Raw genomic sequence first — 18,318 nt, forward strand, 5'->3', positions numbered from 1 at the left:
TGATGAAAAGGGTGTTTTTTTATGATCAGATTACATCAAGTGAGTAAACGCTTCGGTGATTCCGAAGCGGTCAAACCGGTATCGTTAACGGTGAAACAAGGTGAAATATATGGGGTGATCGGAGCCAGCGGTGCAGGGAAATCCACCCTGCTCAGGCTGATGAATGTGTTGGAGATGCCGGATCAAGGCCGGGTCGAAGTAAACGGCCAGGATCTGACGAGCCTGAAAGGCAGAAAACTCCGTGATGCCAGGAAGTCCATCGGAATGATCTTTCAGCACTTTAATCTTGTGGCCAATAAGACGGTGTATGACAACATTGCCGTTTCGCTGCAGCTTGCCGGTTATCCCGGAAAAGAAAGGCGGAAACGGGTCATTGAATGTCTGCAGTTTGTGGGGCTGGAGAGTTATATAAGTAAATACCCGGCACAGCTGAGCGGCGGGCAGAAGCAGCGGGTGGCCATTGCAAGGGCGCTGGCCAACCATCCGGATGTGTTGCTCTGTGACGAACCAACCTCTTCTCTTGACCCGAATACGACAGCTGAGGTTCTTCGTGTGCTGGAGGATATTAATAAACGGCTCGGTGTGACTATAGTTATTGTAAGCCACCAGATGGGTGTCATTAAAAGCCTCTGTAACACGGTTACGGTGATGGCCGACGGCGGGATTTACGAGACCATTTCACAGAAGCCCGCCGGCGTGCGGGACGTTGATCACAACCCGCAGTACTTTGTCGATCAGCTGGTGCAGGATGGGGAGACGGGACCATGATGCCGGAAATCCTGTTACAGTACGAAGCTGAAATCTGGCGCTCAATTGGTGAGACCTTTATTATGGTAGGGGTGGCGATTCTGGCTGCGATTCTCGTAGGCCTTCCGGTAGGGACGCTGCTCTATCTGTGCCGGAAAGGGCATCTGCTTGAGAACAAGGCTGTTTTCTCAACAGTGAACCTGCTGGTCAATACGATCCGCTCGTTTCCTTTTCTACTGCTCGTCGTCTTTTTAATTCCGTTTACGAGACTGATTATCGGAACGGCTATCGGTACTGCAGCGGCTACCGTTCCGATGGCGATTATTGCGATTGCCCATTATTCGAGGCTCGTTGAACAGTCGCTCCTGGATGTGCCGAAAGGGATTATTGAAGCGGCGGTGTCCATGGGAGCTTCCGTGAGAGAAGTGGTATTCAGGTTTCTTTACGTGGAATCCCGTTCGGGACTGGTGCTCGGCCTGACCACGTCGACGATCAGCTTTGTATCCTACTCCACCATCATGGGAGTCGTCGGAGGAGGAGGAATTGGTGATTTTGCCATCCGCTACGGGTACCAGCAGTTTCAGACCGAATTAATGATGTATATGATTGTGGTTATGGTGATACTGGTACAGTTCATCCAGTTTACCGGCACAACTGTTTCAAGAATGATCGATAAAAGGTAAGAGGAGAAGATGATAATGAAAAAATATCTGCTTTTAACATCAATGGCGTTTGCTGTGCTGGCCGGATGCGGTCAGGAACAGGAGAATACAGACAACGGAGAAACCCAGGACGGGAATCAGGATGATACCCAGGAACAGAACGAGGGTACCGAGGAACAGAACCAGGACGAGGAGGAAGTGACACTCAAAGTCGCTTCGCTGATTCCGCCCATGACTGAAATTCTGGAGCTTACTGAGCCGAAACTCGCGGAAGAAGGAATCGATCTTCAGATTGAAGTTCTGAGTGACAACATTCAGCCAAACACCGCCCTTGCAAATGAGGAAGTGGATGCGAACTTCTTCCAGCACGTGCCTTATATGGAGGAGTATAATCGGAACAACGATGCGAATCTCGTTCCGGTGGAGGAAATCTATTTTGCCAATTACGGTGTGTACTCTGAAGAGTATGATTCCATGGATGATATTCCGGAAGGATCTGTGATTGCCATTGCCAATGACCCGTCAAACGTTGACCGTTCACTGGCTCTTCTGGATCAGCACGGTGTCATTACGCTGGATGAAAAGACTGGAAGCTATTATTCGCAGTCGGATATCATCGAAAATCCAAACGATTTTACATTTGAGGAAGTGGATCTTCTCATGCTGGCGAGAATGTATGATGATGTGCCGGCAGTATTGATGACACCGGCTTATGCATCCCCGCTTGGCCTGACTCCGAAAAGCGATGCTCTTTTGACCGAGGGAACTGATAACGAGTTCGCAATCACACTGGTGGCGCGGGAGGACAACGTGGATTCCGATGCCATTCAGAAGCTTGCCGAAGCGATGACAAGTGATGAAGTAAGAGAGTTCCTTGAGGAAAATTACGAAGAAACAGCCATTCCGGCGTTTTAATAAGATGTATACCTTTCAATAAGTGCACCACTGGTCATGCGCAGCTGAACGCCAGCAGCGAGACTCCTGCGGCAGTGGCAAGCATCCGCATCATGCTCTAACTTCGAGGTGCTTCGACGTATTCTGCTTCAGAGCTACGCCTGCAGAGGAAGAAGCAGGGAGTTTTTTCGCCTGGCGAGACCCCGGAGGGCAAAGCCCACGGAGGCTCGCCGGCACCGCCGCGGAAAGCGAGCGGAAGGCTTTCAGCGGAGCTTTACGAACCAAATACAGATGTAAAGGAATACGCATCTTTATAAGAGAAACCGGCCCTTCCTGCTCATAGTGAGCAGGGGGGGCTTTTTCTGTCTGCATTAGGACTGGTCAACTGAAAACCCTCTTTATTTAATAATGTCACCATCCGCGGTGACGAAACTGGTTTTAGATTGAATTGAGAATCACCATGAGAGCGCTTTATTATAAAAGTATAACCAGTTAAGGACATTATGAAAGAGGAGGATATAAATATGACACAGCATACAGCACAGACTGATGGTGCAAAGAGCGGAGTGAAAGCAAAGATTCAGCGGCTCGGAAGCTACCTGAGCGGCATGATTATGCCGAATATCGGCGCTTTTATCGCATGGGGAATCATTACGGCCCTGTTTATTGAAACCGGGTGGCTGCCAAATGAGAGTCTGGCCGAGCTTGTAGACCCAATGATCCTTTATTTACTGCCGCTTCTGATAGCGTTTACAGGAGGTCGGATGGTCTATGATCTTCGGGGTGGTGTCGTTGGAGCAACAGCCGCGATGGGTGTCATCGTCGGTGCGGACATCCCGATGTTTATCGGTGCCATGATCATGGGGCCGCTTGGCGGGTACGTGATTAAACAGGTTGACCGCCTTTTTGAAGGAAAAGTGAAATCAGGTTTTGAAATGCTCGTAAACAACTTCTCGGCAGGAATTGTTGCCATGATTCTGACGATCCTTGCCTACGTCGGGATCGGACCTGTAGTGCTTGGGCTAAACCAGGTACTGGCCGGCGGAGTACGCGTCATTGTGGATGCAGGACTGCTGCCGCTTGCAAGTATTTTCATTGAACCGGGTAAGGTACTGTTTTTAAACAATGCAATTAATCATGGAATTCTGAGTCCACTGGGACTCCAGGAAGCATCTGAAACCGGAAAATCGATTCTGTTCATGCTTGAAGCAAATCCCGGACCGGGCCTCGGCGTTCTTCTTGCCTTCATGGTTTTCGGCAGCGGAATGGCAAAGCAGTCGGCTAAAGGTGCAGGGATTATTCACTTCTTCGGTGGAATCCATGAGATCTATTTCCCTTACATTCTCATGAAACCTATGCTTCTACTCGCCGTGATCGGGGGAGGCATGAGCGGTATTTTCACGTTCTCCCTCTTTAACGCAGGGCTCGTTGCAGCACCGTCACCGGGAAGTATCTTTGCTTTCATGGCGATGGCAGCCCGCGGTGACCATATAGCAGTACTGCTTGGTATCATTGTGGCGACAGCTGTTTCCTTTGCGATCGCTTCCCTGATTCTCAGAACGGCTAAAGATGATGAAAACGAAGACCTTGAGGAAGCTGCTACGAAAATGCAGGCCATGAAAGGGAAAAAGAGCAGCGTGGCCGGAAACTTCTCCACACAGGAAGAAGGCGGAGAAGAAGCCGGAGGGGAAAAAGAACCGGCAGAACTGAATGCAGGAAAAATCAATAAGATTATTTTTGCCTGCGATGCAGGAATGGGTTCCAGCGCCATGGGGGCTTCCATTCTCAAAAATAAAGTAAACAAGGCAGGTCTCGAGATCGAAGTGACCAATAAAGCCATTAACCAGATTCCGGACGATGCCGATCTGATTATTACCCACAAGGATCTGACCGATCGTGCAAAGGCGAAACAGCCCGATAAACAGCATATTTCGGTTGATAACTTCATGAACAGTGCAAAATATGACGAGATTGTAAGTGAACTGAAAGACTCGCAGTAAGGAAAAGGACCATGCAGAACTTCCTGGGAGGTGAAGAGAATGTATGTTTCGGCAAGGGAACGGAATATTCTTAATCTGCTTCTTGAAGCCCCGGACGGTCTCACGGTGAAAGCGATCGCCGAGGAACTGAATGTCAGTAAAAGAACTGTCCAGCGGGATCTCCCGGGAATTGATTCGATTCTGGATGAATACGGTCTTCTGCTCGAGAGGAAAACCGGAAGCGGGCTCCTCCTCTCCGGTGATGAGGCGGGTACTGCTCTTCTCAGGAACAAAATGAAGGAGCTGGAGCCCTCGGAATACACGCCGGAGGAAAGGCATCAGCTTCTGCTGTCCATCCTGCTTCAGGAAAACGAGCCAGTTAAGCTCTACACTCTCGCCAGGGAACTGCATGTGACCATTTCCACCATCAGTAACGATCTGAACAGGGTGGAGAACCGGCTGGCACGGTTCGGACTTGAACTGATCCGGAGAAGAAGCTATGGCATTGAAATCAGGGGTGAGGAAGGACAGAAACGCAAGGCGTTAAGAAGTCTGATCACCGAACAGATGAGCGAAGAGCAGTTCTTTTCAGTGCTTGAATCAAAGCATACAAACAGCAGCCAGGCTGAAGAGGTTTCCGGGAAGGTTCTTAACCTTCTTGATTCCCGGGTCATTCACGAAGTAATGGATATGCTCCATGATCTCCGTAACGAGGGCGAGGCGATTGGAGATGCGTCTATCATCGGCCTGGCTGTACATTTGAGTCTTGCAGTGCACCGTGTCCGAAACGGGGAAAGTATAGGCGAACATGAAATCCACCTTGAAAAAGCCCAGGCGGAAAACGAATACCGTACAGCCCTGAAGATCATTACAAAACTGGAAAAGCGCCTCGGCCTGGACATTCCTGAATCGGAGGCGGGTTACGTAACGATGCATCTGCTGGGAGCCAGGCAGGGAGACGAGAGTCCGGTTTATTTTCAGGAGACATCGATGGATATTGCCCTGTCTGCAAAGCAGCTGGCAGGAGAGGTGGAGAAACATGTGAACCTGCCCCTTGCAGGTGGTCAGTCACTGATAGAAGGGCTGATCAGCCACCTGAAACCGGCCCTGTTCCGGATTAGAAACGGGATGAAGATCTACAATTCGCTGCTGCCGGAGATTAAGCGTGACTACGGGGAGCTGTTCGGGATTGTAAGGTCTGCTGTGGATCAGGTGTTTACGGATGAAGCCGTGCCGGAAGAGGAAACCGGATTTCTCGTTCTTCATTTCGGCTCCGCCATTGAGAAGGCCGGGCGCACCCGTCGGACAGACGCCATCGTTGTCTGTTCAAGCGGGATCGGCACCTCCAAGCTTCTGGCCGCACGGCTGGAAAAGGAAATACCGGAGATCAGCCGCATTACGCACAAATCCGTGTTTGACGTTGTGGAGGAAGAAATTCCTGTGAACACCATCGTTGTCTCAACTGTCCCGTTAACGTCGATTCCGAATTACTTTCTTGTAAATCCCTTTCTGTCGGCAAAAGAAGCAGAACGAATCAGGGAACACCTTCACAGACTATCCGATCTGCCGGGCGAAGGAAATGCTTCAAAAACCCGGGAAGCAGGCAGAGAGCATCAGCCGGATCCTGGTGAGGGGCAGAATGACTTTCAGACGATTCAGGAGGTCAGCTCCCTCATAAAGATTCTTCTGGATCAGTTCGAGCTCAAACACCTGCCGGCTGTTTCCGGATCGGAAGAGATTGTCCGTGAGCTGGGCCGGGAACAGAAGAAAAAGGGCCTCGTCAGGGACGAAAGTGAGATCGCCGGAGCGCTGCTTAAGCGGGAAGCGGCAGGAGGGCTTGCCATACCCGGAACCTCACTGGCACTTTTTCATACCAGGACCGACAGTGTGGTTACGCCTTCTTTTACCATCCGTGAACTTGAACTGCCGGTCCCACTTAGGGGAATGGACAACGAAAAGGCGCATGTGCGCCGGATCCTCCTTATGCTGGCACCGGAGGACTGGAGTCAGACGGGTATCGAAGTGATGAGTTATATCAGTGCCATGATTATCGAAAGTGATGAATCAATCCGGCTTTTTGAAAACGGAGACGAACAGTCGATTCTGTCTTTTCTTGAAAAGAAACTGAAGGAATATATGATCAGTAAATTACAATAAACAGGAGTGATCGGATTATGACAAAAGCAGTACTTCAGGAAGCAAACATCCGCATCGGGGAAACAGTCGCATCCAAGGAGGAAGCGATTCGCAAAGCAGGGAATCTTCTCGTGGAAAACGGTTATGTGAATAAAGAGTATGTGGAAAAAATGATGGAGCGTGAAGAAGTAACCAGCACGTTCATGGGTAACTTCCTTGCCATTCCACACGGAACGGAAGATGCAAAGAAAGAAGTCATTGAATCAGGGATCAGCATTCACCTGCTGGACGAACCGATTGACTGGGATGGCAACGAAGTGAAGCTTGTAATCGGAATTGCCGGTAAAGGGGATGAGCATCTCAGCATCCTCTCCAACATTGCTATTACATGCTCGGAAGATACCCTGCAGCAGATTCTGTCAGCAGATTCCAGCGGGGAACTGATGGAACTGTTTTCGGGAGTGGAGTAATATGCTTGCGATTCATTTTGGAGCCGGAAATATTGGAAGAGGCTTTATTGGTGAAATTCTTCACCGGAACGGCTGCCGCATCGGCTTTGTGGATGTAAACGACTCCCTGATCAGCCGGATCAACGAGGAACAGGAATATACGGTAAACCTTGCCCGGGACCGCAATAAGCCGGTAACAGTGAACAATATTTACGCCCTTCACAGCCGGCATAATCACAGTGAAGTGGTCCAGGACCTGGCGAGGGCTGATATTATTACCGCATCGGTTGGTGTCAGCGTCCTTCCCCACATTGCCCCGGTTCTAGCCGAAGGGCTGAAGGTGAGAGCGGAGCAGGGAGGCAGTCCGGTCCACGTAATCGCCTGTGAAAATGCAGTCGGAGCGAGCACTGTGCTTAAGGAAGCGGTTAAAAAAGCGCTCGGCAGTGAGGAAGACTGGAATGCCGTAGCTTCTGTTACCGGTTTTCCCGACTCGGCCGTGGACCGGATCGTGCCGGGTACAGCAGGTGATCACCTGGATGTAACCGTGGAGCCGTTCCACGAATGGATTGTGCACCGGGAAGGCATGGTGAAAGAGGAGAAGCTGGAAGGTGTCCACTATGTGGATGACCTCATTCCGTATATCGAGCGGAAGCTGTTTACCGTAAATACGGGTCACGCCTGCCTGGCGTATCTCGGCTTTGCCGGTGGCATAGAGACAGTGGCAGAAGCTGCTGAAAATCCAGATGTGAGAAGAAAAGCAGAAGGGGTTCTCAGGGAAACGGGCATTCTTCTCATGGAGAAGTACGGCTTTTCTGATGCGGATCTTCAGGACTATCACCGTAAAATTATGAAGCGGTTTGAAAACCGTCATCTATCGGACCCGGTTACACGAGTTGGAAGGAACCCATTGCGGAAACTGGGAGCAGACGATAGGATTCTAAGCCCACTCGTTCAGCTTTATGAGAGAGGGATCGATGCTCCACATCTTATAGAAGTTGCCGGCGCAGCGTTTCTGTTCAGCGTTCGGGAAGATGAAGAAAGCATGGAAATCCAGCAGATGATTGAGACAGACGGCATTCGAAAGACTGTAAGCACGGTGACAGGACTCGCGCCTGATCACACGCTTACGGAAGCAGTGGCCGGAGAGTATGAGCGGCTGAAAAACGAACAGTAAAAATATGACCCCTGTCTCCTGCTGTGGAGGCGGGGGTTCTGTTTTTGGCGCCGGCAGACTCTAAGAACGTTTTTCTGGAAGGGGAGTCAATGTTTTGCAGTCTCCTATTGCGGGAAGGCGAACTACATATTCCAGGATTAAATAAGGAGGAAGGCACTTGAGTAAAACAATCTTTATTACCGGCGCCGGAAGCGGCCTCGGAAAAGGTACGGCGATTGGACTTGCAAAGAAAGGTCATAAAATCATTGCATCAGTGGAAACCATCTCCCAGGTGACGAGCCTGAGGGAGGCAGCAGAAGCACAAGGAGCAGATCTTGAGGTTATCAAACTGGACATTACTGATAAAAGAGACCAGGAGCTGCTCAAAGAGTACGATTATGATGTATTTGTGGCGAACGCTGCCGTCGGTGAAGGCGGTCCTGTATCAGAGATCCCCGTAGACAGAGTAAGGGCAATCTACGAAACAAATGTCTTCAGTACGCTGGAAAATGCCCAGATTGCCGCCCGGAAGTTTGTTGAAAAGAAATCGGGGAAGATTGTATTTCTCAGTTCCATCGTGGGAATCGTGTCGCTGCCGCATCTTGGCGCATACAGTTCCTCCAAACATGCCGTTGAAGGTCTTGCCAAAGCTATGAAAGAAGAACTGGAGGAGCACGGCGTCCAGGTGGCAACGATTAACCCGGGACCATTTGAAACCGGCTTTAACGACCGTATGTTTGAAGAAAAGTGGAAGTGGTACGACGAGGACAGTAACTTTACTCCTAAAGAATCCATCCAGGAGTCGGAAAAAATTCTGGACGAGCAGTATGACCCTCAGGGTATGATCGATAAAATGGTTGAAGTCATTGCATCAGACAGCCACCATTTCCGGACAGCCTATCCGAAGGAAGTGGAGGATCAGATGAAGGATTATGAGCGGGAAACGTGGGAGGAAAAAGTATAGCTTTCTCTGTATTTTACAACATCGGGAAAGGCAGAAGGGACCTGCCTTTCCCGATGTTTTTATTTGGCCGGAAATCAATAAAGTATGGACAGTTGCGGGACTATTATCTGATAGCTGAGCGTTCTTTCCGGTGGATCCGTCGGGCTTCAGCTGTTTCGTGCAGCCGTTTTTCTTCTTCGGAATGGGGAGTGACCCCGGCAACAGGAGAAGGTCTGCCGTCCTCATCCACGCTTACCATGGTGAGAAAGGATTCTGTTGTCATTGTCCGTTTCCCCGTAAGAAGGTTGTGGGAGAATACGCTGACGTACACCTCCATCGAGGTTTTACCGGTTGAGGTGACAAAAGCCTCGAGCTCAAGGGCGTCTCCGACCCTGGCGGACGATAAAAAGTCCACGGAATCGATGGATGCCGTTACGACAACTGTGTTGGCGTGTTTCATGGCAGCAAGTGCTGCGATTTCATCGATGTAGGATAAAACCTGACCTCCGAAGATCGTCTTCAGGTGATTCGTATCAGGCGGAAGTACAAGTTTTGTCTGTATGGTTCTCGATCTTTCCATTGGATGGCTGGTTTTCATTCTGCTGTCTCCTTTAATTTAAATGATCATACAAAAAGCCCTCTAATCAAAGGGTGATCAGAGAGCGGCAGAATATATTCAGGCAGGTGAAAAAAAGCCTGTATCTATCACTCCTCCCTATGACGCGTAGGTACAAGTGCGAACAACAGGCAGGTTTCCTGACTTGGAGTCATTACTCTCTGTCATTCCTTCCCGCCATGGAGGCAGTGGTAAAAAACAGAAAGTTCATCCTTACAGTGGCGCGACCGTGCCGGATTCTCACCGGACTTCCCTTTTAAGCTCATAGGTCACCTGTTGCATGCGAAAGGTATGCAGTTGTGTTCGTGCCCATTAATTATACCATGTATTTAAAGAACGGGATTATAACAGTGATTCCGCTCCGTCGATGAACAGCTCGGTTCCAGTGATGTGGCGGGAAGCATCGGAAGCGAGGAACAAAATCAGGTCGGCAACCTCCTCAGGTTTTCCGGGACGGTGTTCAAGCGGCTGTCTGCCTTCGGGATATTCAACTGGAATCTTCACCTTTTCAAGTGAATCTGTTTCCGGATGGGTGTTTTCGCCGATATTTGTTTCGATCCCTCCAGGGCAGATGACGTTGACTCTGATGTTATACTTCGCGAGCTCAAGGGCTGCCATTTTCCCAAAAGCCATCTGGCCGGCTTTGGACGAGCTGTAGGCGGAAAAGCCGAAATTCTTAAACGTGCGGTTTCCGTTAATCGAGCTCGTGATGATGATGCTTCCGCCGTTTTTCTTCATGTGGGGAACAGCGTACTTCACCGTAAGAAACGTGCCTTTCAGGTTGGCATTAATCGTTTTATCCCAGTCTTCCTCGTCCATGTCCTCTATCGGTGTGATGGTCCCGTTGATACCTGCGTTGGCAAAAACCGTATCAATCCGGCCAAAGTGGTCCACAGTCTGCTGAAAGCACTCCTGTACGTCTCCCGGATTTGAAACATCGGTTTCAATTATGAGGGCTTCGCCTCCGGCAGCTTCAATCTTCTTTTTTGCCTGTTCGGTTTTATCCGAACTGATATCAGCGAGGACAACGCGTGCCCCTTTTTCTGCAAGAAGTCCGGCAGACGCTTTACCGATTCCGGAACCGCCGCCGGTGATGACAGCAACTTTATTTTCCATATTCTGTGTCATATGAACAGCTCCTCTGTGATTGGTTTACATGCTCTATTCCCCGGACGGAAATTCTGTAACATGCGGAGTGGCCGGCCGGGGCTTAATTGTGCTACATTCAACTTAAAGAACAACCGATGGAGGACTTACCCGATGGACAAACATCTTCGCAGCATAATAGGCATTATCGTGCTGGTCATTGCGTGTCTCCTGATTCTCGACCTGCAGTGGTGGGCAGGGGCCTTTCTTCTGGCAACAGGGCTGTACGGTATCGCAGTGAACTGGAAAGCATACAAACGAAAACAGAAACACGCTCAGAACGAAAACAGAAAGCCTTAAGTAGAGAGGCTGGGACAGAAGTGTTTTAATAGATGAAAATCTGAACAATCAATTCGCGGCCCAGGTGAATCGCTTCTGAAATATTCGCCGCTTGCCGCGGGAAGCGGCTGAGCCTCCGCGTGCTTTGCCCTGCGGGGTCTCACCTGCGCTTTTTCTCCCGCAGGAGTCGGCGGATATTTGATCCGCTTGCCAGCTTTTTGTTCGGATTCTCATCAAAACACTTTACTTCTGTCCCAGCCACTCTTTTTTTGCGCGTCCTTTTCCGTGCTCCGGGAAATCCTGAGTTTAAGGGAACAGCGGTTGTGGAAATTATATGAAAGGACTTTATCAGACAGCGGAAGCCGTCGCGGAAAGAAGGGAACCAGATGATCCAGTTTACGTCCGTAACAAAACAATTTGAAGACGGTACCACGGGTGCCGAAGATCTTAATTTTTCGGTCGAAGAAGGCGAATTTTTTGTTCTGATCGGCCCGAGCGGCTGCGGGAAAACAACGACGATGAAAATGATTAACCGTCTGATCGAACCGTCAGAAGGAACGATCCGGATCGGCGGGGAGGATATCAGCAGTACAGATATAAAAACGCTTCGCTGGAACATCGGCTACGTACTCCAGCAGATTGCGCTGTTTCCCCACATGACGGTAGCGGAGAATATCGCCATTGTGCCTGAAATGAAGGGGTGGGATAAAAAGAAGACGAATGACCGGATCGATGAGCTCCTCGAGATGGTCGGAATGGAACCCGATACTTACAGAGACCGTAAACCGAAGGAGCTCTCCGGGGGCCAGCAGCAGCGGATCGGCGTGATCAGGGCGCTTGCGGGGGATCCTGACATACTTTTAATGGACGAACCTTTCAGCGCGCTGGATCCGATCAGCCGGAAACAGCTGCAGGACGATTTCCGAAAACTGCAGCAGGAGATTAAAAAGACAATCGTCTTTGTCACACACGATATGGATGAGGCTCTGGCGCTTGGAAGCAGGATCTGTGTCATGCGTGAAGGGAAAATCGTTCAGACTGATACACCGGAAAAGCTTATCAGTCAGCCTGAAAGTGATTTTGTAAGAGAGTTCATCGGTGACCGGGGATCAGTGTGGGAGCATGAAATCGGGCCTATCGTGGACCGGGAAAGCCGCTATATGCGGAGCACGATGGATTCAGCCGGGGAAAAGGAGGTACAACCTGTTTTCGTCTATGATGGAGCGGATCAGACATTCAAGGGCACTGCATCAGGTTCCGGGACAGAGCCGTTTACATATACTCTAGGTTCTGACTCTTCAATGAAAGAAGCGATGGATCTTTTTCGGGATTCAGGCAGCGAGGTGCTCCCGGTGGTGGACGAGGGGAAGCTGATCGGTACCATCCTGCTTAAGGATACGGCGTTTTACCTGAATGACTCCCGTAAAGAAGGGAGTGAGCGCTGATGGGGGTAAACATGCAAAGCTTTCTCCAGCTTGTACAGGACCGGCAGGACCTTCTCTGGGCGGCCACGTGGGAGCATCTGCAGCTCTCGATTATTTCCCTGCTCCTGAGTGTACTCATTGCACTGCCTCTTGGTATTTACCTGACCAGAAAGACAAGGGTTGCCGAACCGATTATCGGCGTGTCTGCCGTACTGCAGACAATCCCGTCACTTGCCCTTCTCGGCTTTATGATTCCGCTTCTCGGGATAGGGACGACACCAGCGATCGTCGCCCTGACGGCGTATGCCCTTTTGCCGATTCTCCGCAACACCTATACGGGAATCAGGGAAATCGATCCCTCTCTCATTGAAGCTGCGGACGGTATGGGAATGAGCCCGGTCAAACGGCTGCGTACAATCGAACTGCCTCTGGCCATGCCTGTTATTATGGCAGGTATCCGCACGTCCATGGTGCTGATTGTGGGAACGGCAACACTGGCTGCATTAATTGGAGCCGGTGGTCTTGGTGACCTGATCATGCTCGGAATCTCCAGGTCAAATAATGAGTACATTCTGCTTGGTGCTATCCCGGCGGCGCTCCTTGCCCTGTTTTTTGACGCCATTCTGCGGTTTACCGAGCGGAGGTCAGGGGGAGGATCCAATAAGCCGATATTAATTGTCATTCTGGCCGCGGTACTGATCGTGGCTGCTCCGCTTCTTGTCCGTCCCCAGCAGGCTGATATTACGATCGGAGGGAAGCTCGGCTCAGAGCCGGAGATCATTATCAACATGTACAAGCTCCTCATTGAAGAGGAAACGGACCTGACGGTGGATCTGGAAGCGGACCTCGGCCAGACCGATTTTGTTTTCAATGCCATTCAGCAGGGAAGCGTTGATATTTATCTCGAGTTTACCGGAACGGCTCTGATGACTTTTCTCGACGAGGAAATCGAGTCCACGGAGGAAGAGGATGTGTACGAACAGGCGAGAGCCGGAATGGAAGATGAATACGGGCTCATCTTTTTAAGGCCGATGGCATATAACAACACGTATGCCCTCGGCATGCTCACGGAAACGGCCGAGGAACTGGGAGTGGAGACAATTTCTGATCTGACGGCCTACAATAATGAGCTTACAGCCGGTTTCACCCATGAGTTTTCCAACCGTGAAGACGGCTACGTGGGGATTCAGGAGCTGTACGGGGTGGAGCTTGACGTGGTTACGATGGAGGCGGGCCTTCGTCCGCAGGCGCTTCAGTCCGGTGAAATTGACCTGATGGATGCCTACGTGACCGACTGGTATTTTGAAGAGTACGACATGACTGTACTTGAAGACGATGAAGGGCTGTTCCCGCCGTACCAGGGAGCACCGCTTGTACGCGGGGATGTCCTCGAGCAGCACCCTGAAATCGAGCCGATTTTAAACCAGCTGGAAGGCCTGATCACCGACGAGGAGATGCAGGAAATGAACCACCGCGTGGAAGTCGGTGATGAAAATGCTTCCGACGTGGCGAGAGAGTTTCTTGAAGGGGAAGGGCTCTTAAATTAATAGCTCTGTTAAAGCATAATGTTGATTTTTAAAAGTTGATTGGAGCGAACGAGCGACACTCCTGCGGGAACAGCAAAGAACATCTGCTTCATGAGTATGCTGTGATCTGCTTCGACGCAGACACTTCGAAGCGATACTGGAAGAGGAAGAAGCACGCTAACATCTGCGCAGGCTGCAGTGGTGCCCGCGGAAAGGGAGCGCAGTGAGCGAATATCAACAACAGACTTTAACAGAGCCAAATTAATAGCAGCAAATCATGCGTCCCGGTATTCAAGGGGGCGCATTTTTTCTTGCTCCGGTCATGAAAGCAGGGGCATGAAGCGTATGGAAAATCCACTGGATAAACTGGCATGTTTTCTCGGGTGTGAAGGCTTGAAGGAGGCGAAAAATAAGACTAAAAAGAGGCGGGGAAAAATGAACTTAATTACATCATTCAGCGAAAAGAGAAGGAAGAAACAGTGGAATTATGAACGCAGAGTGCTGAAAAGCCTTTCCATTGCCGACATGCGCAAGGACGTGCACCAGCATTTTATGACGACGATCTACATGGACCGGGTGAGCAATATGTATCTTGAGGATTTCGCCGTGGACATCGGCATTGATGCGTTTCTCCTCGGTTCCGAGTACGGCCGGTTCGGGTATTTTGGTGAATCCGCGGATATGGCAAAGAGCCGGTGCCTGGATGAAATTGATATCTACATTGAACAGTCGGCAGGTCAGTTCGCAGCATGGCTGCACGGGTCCGAAGAAGACGAAGAGCGCTATAAGCAGCTCAGCGAATCGTTTGTGCACCGCTGGTGGGAAAAAGGTTTCAATGAAGGGGTAAAGCGCTATAAAATGAAGCTCCATTAAACGTCTGTCGGCCTGTGACAGGCTGGCCCGAAACAGTTCTGAAACGTCCTCTTGTCCCATATAGTACTGGTGGAGACAAGGAGGGGACGGCTGTGCGGAAAAAGTGGATATGGGTAATCAGCTCAGCAGTACTTTTAATTGGTATTATTATCGCTGTTCAAACTGTATTTACAAGCGAGGATTCGGCAGGACTGAACGTACCTCTTGCCGGCAAAGTGGTAGTGCTCGACCCCGGTCACGGCGGTATCGACGGAGGAGCTTCGTCGCGGGCAGGTGATCTGGAAAAAGACATTGCTCTTGAAATTACTTTTATCCTGCGGGATTATCTGCAGGAGGCAGGGGCGCTTGTACTCATGACCCGGGAAGGGGACCACGACCTCGCTGCTGATGGAACGAAACGGATCCGTGCGAGGAAAGTGGAGGATCTGAAGAGGCGCGTGGATCTGATCAACAATTCTAATGCGGATCTGTTCATCAGTCTACATCTGAACGCAATTCCTACACCCAAGTGGAGCGGTGCACAGACCTTTTACAACCGTTCCATCGAAAAAAGCGATGTGCTTGCAAAGCAGATCCAGGCTGAAATCATGCGGAATCTGGAGAACACGAACCGTGATGCCCGGCCGATCAACAGTGTGTATCTGATCCAGCAGTCCAAAATCCCCGGTGCTCTTGTAGAGGTGGGGTTTCTGTCCAATCCAACGGAAGCTGAGCTGCTGAAAACAAAGGACTATCAGCAGAGTGTAGCTGCATCGATTTACGAAGGGATCCTTCGTTATGCCAACGGAGATCCCATTCCTGGAGGGGGCCAGTAACGGCCCTCTTTTCTGCTTTGTGATGTGAGTCAGGCCGAATCGTATTAAAACTCATGAAAAGAGAGCGGAAGTGATATGACTCGGGCCGAATCGTATTAAAACTCATGAAAAAGAGAGCAGAATGATATGATTCAGGCGTAATCGTATTAAAACTCGTGAAAAAGAGAGCAGAATGATGTGATTCAGGCGTAATCGTATTAAAACTCATGAAAATAGAGCGGAAGTGATATGATTCGGGCCGAATCGTATTAAAACTCATGAAGAAGAGAGCAGAGTGATATGATTCAGGCCGAATCGTATTAAAACTCGTGAAAAAGAGAGCAGAATGATGTGATTCAGGCGTAATCGTATTAAAACTCATGAAGAAGAGAGCAGAATGATGTGATTCAGGCGTAATCGTATTAAAACTCATGAAAATAGAGCGGAAGTGATATGATTCGGGCCGAATCGTATTAAAACTCGTGAAAAAGAGAGCAGAATGATGTGATTCAGGCGAAATCGCATCATAACTCATGAAAAAGAAAGAAGAACTGATGTGACTCTCACCTGAAACTGATTATAGAAGCCCGATGACATTACGCAGCCTCGACTGTAAAGGCAGCAAAAGTATTAACCCTGCTTCGTTTGTGTTCTCCGCTCCTCTGTTCCACTCGCTTCCCCGATTCTTTTTTTCCCGATGGTACAGTGTTATACTTGGATTGGAGTTAAGAACTATTTGAAAACTTAGAGGACGGTGTTATAGATGCTAACGGAAGAGCAGGTGATTGAAGCCCTCAAAGGCGTTCAGGAGCCGCATTTAGGGAAAAGCCTCACAGATCTTGGATCTGTTAAGGAAGTAAAAATAAAAGACAATCTCGTTAGTCTGAAACTGGCGATTGCACAGCCGGGAACAGCCGAGCAGATGCAGCTGCAGCAGGCCGTTGTAAGCGCTGTAAAAGCAGCGGGAGCGGAATCAGTCGGTCTCCGCTTCGAACAGCTTCCTGATGAAGTTGTGGCCGAGCACGGCGGAACGTCCGGTGAGGAAGAAGGGGAAACCATTCTTGACCGGGCGAAAAACGGCAAGACCACGTTTATTGCTGTTACAAGCGGAAAAGGCGGCGTCGGGAAATCAACGGTGAGCGTCAACCTGGCCACCTCTCTTGCGAAAAAAGGCAAAAAAGTCGGCATTATCGATGCAGACATTTACGGTTTCAGTGTACCGGACATGATGGGCATCGAAGAGCGTCCGAAAGTAGTGGGTGAGCGCATCTATCCGGTTAACCGTTTTGACGTCCAGGTCATTTCCATGGGCTTTTTCGTGGAGGACAATTCGCCGATTATCTGGCGCGGCCCGATGCTCGGAAAAATGCTCAACAACTTCTTTAACGAAGTGGAGTGGGAAGATCTTGACTATCTCGTTCTCGACCTGCCGCCGGGCACAGGGGACGTTGCCCTTGATATTCACTCCATGATTCCCCAGTGTAAGGAGATCATCGTCACAACCCCGCACGCTACAGCTGCATTCGTAGCGGCGCGTGCCGGAGCCATGGCACTTAAAACCGAGCATGAAATCCTCGGGATCGTGGAAAACATGGCGTACTTTGAAAGTAAGCTTACGGGCGAAAAAGAGTACGTATTCGGAACTGGTGGCGGAGAAAAGCTGGCAGAAGTGCTTAACAGCGAAATTCTTGTAAAAGTGCCGCTTGGCCAGCCGGATATCGATGAGGAAAACTTCGCTCCGTCCATCTACGACGAGAGCCATCAGATCGGACAGATCTATTCCCAGCTTGCGGACAAAGTGATCGGGAAGGTCGGAAAATAAAGAAAGACATAAATAACCCCTGCGGTCTGCATTCGTACAGACCGCAGGGGTTTTCTTCTGCAGTGGAGTAACATCAGTTTCCTCCTGAACCTCCACCCTGACCCATTTCCTGGCCTTCTTCCTCTTCCGGAGCTGCTTGTTCCCCCTGTTCATCCTGCTGCTGGCCGTTCTGGCCTTCTTCCTCCTGCTTTTCCAGCTGTTCTTCCGCAACCTTACTCATGATGTCCTGGAGGCGGGAAATAAAGTAGGGGCTTTCAAATGCCTCGGCCATGATGTTCATGACCTCTCTGCGGTATTCCTTGCTCTTGATCAATTCAAGGTACTCATCTTCCATTTCGGGATCCTGCATGACGTTCATAAGCATCTCCTGATACTCAGGGTCCTTCATAAGACCTTTAAGCACCTGCTCGTTTCTCTCCTGCATACTCTCGGCAAGGGTTTTACGGAACTCCTCGTCCTGGCTCATTTCATTCCAGAAGTTTTTCCCTTTTGCTGTTGTCAATGTATCTTCAATCGTGTCTTTTACAAAAAACTGATCCACGACGAAATTTTCTCTTACTTTTTCGTCCTGGAGCACTTCCTGAATGGCCTGCTTGCCTTCGTCAGTCTTAAGCATGTCGACCATCATTTTCTTTGTGTCTTCATAGTCAGGCTGACTCTGATCCTCCGCGGCTGCACAGCCCGTGAACGCGAGTAAACCTGCCAGAACAAAGCCCAAGGCTGCTGTCTTTCTGGAGATGTGCCTCATCGGTGCCAGCCCCTTTCTTTTTGGTTTGTTCCTAATATGCTTCAAAAAGCACCGGTTTATGCCGCCATGAAGGAGATGCCTGACACTGGCAGAAACGTTATCTTCAGGGAACCGAAAAGAGTGGATA

17 protein-coding genes and 1 riboswitch are annotated in these 18,318 nt (G+C 50.0%); of the genes, 14 read left to right on the forward strand and 3 right to left on the reverse strand.

Annotation, left to right across the window (positions count from 1 at the left end):
• The first annotated feature begins 21 nt into the window (after positions 1–21).
• The 8 genes from FGB90_RS17930 (at position 22) to FGB90_RS17965 (ending at position 8,984) form a co-directional block, all read left to right on the forward strand.
• Positions 22–768: a methionine ABC transporter ATP-binding protein gene (locus tag FGB90_RS17930; protein WP_138812248.1), complete on the forward strand. Its 747-nt coding sequence runs from the start codon at positions 22–24 to the stop codon at positions 766–768.
• Entirely contained in the window at positions 768–1,430 is a 663-nt protein-coding gene (locus tag FGB90_RS17935; protein ID WP_138812377.1) for a methionine ABC transporter permease, read from the forward strand. The genes FGB90_RS17930 and FGB90_RS17935 overlap by 1 nt, the downstream gene beginning before the upstream one ends.
• Positions 1,431–1,445: 15 nt before the next feature.
• Positions 1,446–2,324 carry a MetQ/NlpA family ABC transporter substrate-binding protein gene (locus tag FGB90_RS17940; protein WP_138812249.1) on the forward strand — a complete coding sequence of 293 codons (879 nt, stop codon included), beginning with the start codon at positions 1,446–1,448 and terminating at the stop codon, positions 2,322–2,324.
• Positions 2,325–2,827: 503 nt separating this feature from the next.
• Complete coding sequence (locus FGB90_RS17945) at positions 2,828–4,303, forward strand: PTS mannitol transporter subunit IIBC (RefSeq protein ID WP_138812250.1); 1,476 nt, start codon at positions 2,828–2,830, stop codon at positions 4,301–4,303.
• Between the two features lie 39 nt (positions 4,304–4,342).
• Positions 4,343–6,439 carry a BglG family transcription antiterminator gene (locus FGB90_RS17950; protein ID WP_138812251.1) on the forward strand — a complete coding sequence of 699 codons (2,097 nt, stop codon included), beginning with the start codon at positions 4,343–4,345 and terminating at the stop codon, positions 6,437–6,439.
• A gap of 17 nt (positions 6,440–6,456) precedes the next feature.
• Complete coding sequence (locus tag FGB90_RS17955; RefSeq protein WP_138812252.1) at positions 6,457–6,888, forward strand: PTS mannitol transporter subunit IIA; 432 nt, start codon at positions 6,457–6,459, stop codon at positions 6,886–6,888.
• A 1-nt stretch (position 6,889) separates the two neighbouring features.
• Positions 6,890–8,041, forward strand: a complete 1,152-nt coding sequence (locus FGB90_RS17960) for a mannitol-1-phosphate 5-dehydrogenase (RefSeq protein WP_138812253.1) — start codon at positions 6,890–6,892, stop codon at positions 8,039–8,041.
• A 157-nt stretch (positions 8,042–8,198) separates the two neighbouring features.
• Positions 8,199–8,984 carry an SDR family oxidoreductase gene (locus tag FGB90_RS17965; protein ID WP_138812254.1) on the forward strand — a complete coding sequence of 262 codons (786 nt, stop codon included), beginning with the start codon at positions 8,199–8,201 and terminating at the stop codon, positions 8,982–8,984.
• Positions 8,985–9,087: 103 nt separating this feature from the next.
• On the opposite strand, the gene FGB90_RS17970 is transcribed toward FGB90_RS17965, so the two are convergent.
• A complete protein-coding gene (locus tag FGB90_RS17970; RefSeq protein WP_138812255.1) occupies positions 9,088–9,561 on the reverse strand; it encodes an acyl-CoA thioesterase in 474 nt (157 codons plus the stop codon).
• Between the two features lie 131 nt (positions 9,562–9,692).
• A riboswitch (cobalamin riboswitch) is annotated at positions 9,693–9,871 on the reverse strand.
• Between the two features lie 50 nt (positions 9,872–9,921).
• Positions 9,922–10,707, reverse strand: a complete 786-nt coding sequence (locus FGB90_RS17975) for an SDR family oxidoreductase (protein ID WP_138812256.1) — start codon at positions 10,705–10,707, stop codon at positions 9,922–9,924.
• A gap of 132 nt (positions 10,708–10,839) precedes the next feature.
• Here FGB90_RS17975 and FGB90_RS17980 point away from each other — a divergent pair, with 132 nt between their 5' ends.
• The 6 genes from FGB90_RS17980 to salA all read left to right on the forward strand — a co-directional run bounded on the left by FGB90_RS17980 (position 10,840) and on the right by salA (position 17,443).
• Positions 10,840–11,025, forward strand: a complete 186-nt coding sequence (locus FGB90_RS17980) for a hypothetical protein (protein WP_138812257.1) — start codon at positions 10,840–10,842, stop codon at positions 11,023–11,025.
• A gap of 365 nt (positions 11,026–11,390) precedes the next feature.
• Complete coding sequence (locus tag FGB90_RS17985) at positions 11,391–12,449, forward strand: ABC transporter ATP-binding protein (RefSeq protein ID WP_138812258.1); 1,059 nt, start codon at positions 11,391–11,393, stop codon at positions 12,447–12,449.
• 11 nt (positions 12,450–12,460) lie between these two features.
• Entirely contained in the window at positions 12,461–13,975 is a 1,515-nt protein-coding gene (locus FGB90_RS17990; protein ID WP_138812378.1) for an ABC transporter permease/substrate-binding protein, read from the forward strand.
• Positions 13,976–14,389: 414 nt separating this feature from the next.
• Positions 14,390–14,827: a DUF2521 family protein gene (locus tag FGB90_RS17995; protein ID WP_171051901.1), complete on the forward strand. Its 438-nt coding sequence runs from the start codon at positions 14,390–14,392 to the stop codon at positions 14,825–14,827.
• A 92-nt stretch (positions 14,828–14,919) separates the two neighbouring features.
• Positions 14,920–15,642 carry an N-acetylmuramoyl-L-alanine amidase CwlD gene (gene cwlD / locus FGB90_RS18000; protein ID WP_138812260.1) on the forward strand — a complete coding sequence of 241 codons (723 nt, stop codon included), beginning with the start codon at positions 14,920–14,922 and terminating at the stop codon, positions 15,640–15,642.
• A gap of 742 nt (positions 15,643–16,384) precedes the next feature.
• Positions 16,385–17,443 carry an iron-sulfur carrier protein/transcriptional regulator SalA gene (gene salA / locus FGB90_RS18005; protein ID WP_138812261.1) on the forward strand — a complete coding sequence of 353 codons (1,059 nt, stop codon included), beginning with the start codon at positions 16,385–16,387 and terminating at the stop codon, positions 17,441–17,443.
• Between the two features lie 73 nt (positions 17,444–17,516).
• Here the strand turns inward: salA and gerD are convergent, their stop codons facing one another.
• Positions 17,517–18,191 carry a spore germination lipoprotein GerD gene (gene gerD / locus FGB90_RS18010; RefSeq protein ID WP_171051902.1) on the reverse strand — a complete coding sequence of 225 codons (675 nt, stop codon included), beginning with the start codon at positions 18,189–18,191 and terminating at the stop codon, positions 17,517–17,519.
• Positions 18,192–18,318 lie beyond the last annotated feature (127 nt).

It is taken from the genome of Alteribacter natronophilus (assembly GCF_006007885.1).
In the GTDB taxonomy this organism is placed as follows: Bacteria; Bacillota; Bacilli; order Bacillales; family Salisediminibacteriaceae; genus Alteribacter; species Alteribacter natronophilus.

Coding starts and splice junctions, on each gene's coding strand:
- FGB90_RS17930 (WP_138812248.1), top strand. CDS start 22: ATGATCAGATTACATCAAGTGAGTAAACGCTTCGGTGATTCCGAAGCG.
- FGB90_RS17970 (WP_138812255.1), bottom strand. CDS start 9,561: ATGAAAACCAGCCATCCAATGGAAAGATCGAGAACCATACAGACAAAA.
- salA (WP_138812261.1), top strand. CDS start 16,385: ATGCTAACGGAAGAGCAGGTGATTGAAGCCCTCAAAGGCGTTCAGGAG.
- FGB90_RS17990 (WP_138812378.1), top strand. CDS start 12,461: ATGCAAAGCTTTCTCCAGCTTGTACAGGACCGGCAGGACCTTCTCTGG.
- FGB90_RS17940 (WP_138812249.1), top strand. CDS start 1,446: ATGAAAAAATATCTGCTTTTAACATCAATGGCGTTTGCTGTGCTGGCC.
- FGB90_RS17935 (WP_138812377.1), top strand. CDS start 768: ATGCCGGAAATCCTGTTACAGTACGAAGCTGAAATCTGGCGCTCAATT.
- FGB90_RS17955 (WP_138812252.1), top strand. CDS start 6,457: ATGACAAAAGCAGTACTTCAGGAAGCAAACATCCGCATCGGGGAAACA.
- FGB90_RS17975 (WP_138812256.1), bottom strand. CDS start 10,707: ATGACACAGAATATGGAAAATAAAGTTGCTGTCATCACCGGCGGCGGT.
- FGB90_RS17985 (WP_138812258.1), top strand. CDS start 11,391: ATGATCCAGTTTACGTCCGTAACAAAACAATTTGAAGACGGTACCACG.
- FGB90_RS17960 (WP_138812253.1), top strand. CDS start 6,890: ATGCTTGCGATTCATTTTGGAGCCGGAAATATTGGAAGAGGCTTTATT.
- FGB90_RS17945 (WP_138812250.1), top strand. CDS start 2,828: ATGACACAGCATACAGCACAGACTGATGGTGCAAAGAGCGGAGTGAAA.
- FGB90_RS17995 (WP_171051901.1), top strand. CDS start 14,390: ATGAACTTAATTACATCATTCAGCGAAAAGAGAAGGAAGAAACAGTGG.
- FGB90_RS17980 (WP_138812257.1), top strand. CDS start 10,840: ATGGACAAACATCTTCGCAGCATAATAGGCATTATCGTGCTGGTCATT.
- gerD (WP_171051902.1), bottom strand. CDS start 18,191: ATGAGGCACATCTCCAGAAAGACAGCAGCCTTGGGCTTTGTTCTGGCA.
- FGB90_RS17950 (WP_138812251.1), top strand. CDS start 4,343: ATGTATGTTTCGGCAAGGGAACGGAATATTCTTAATCTGCTTCTTGAA.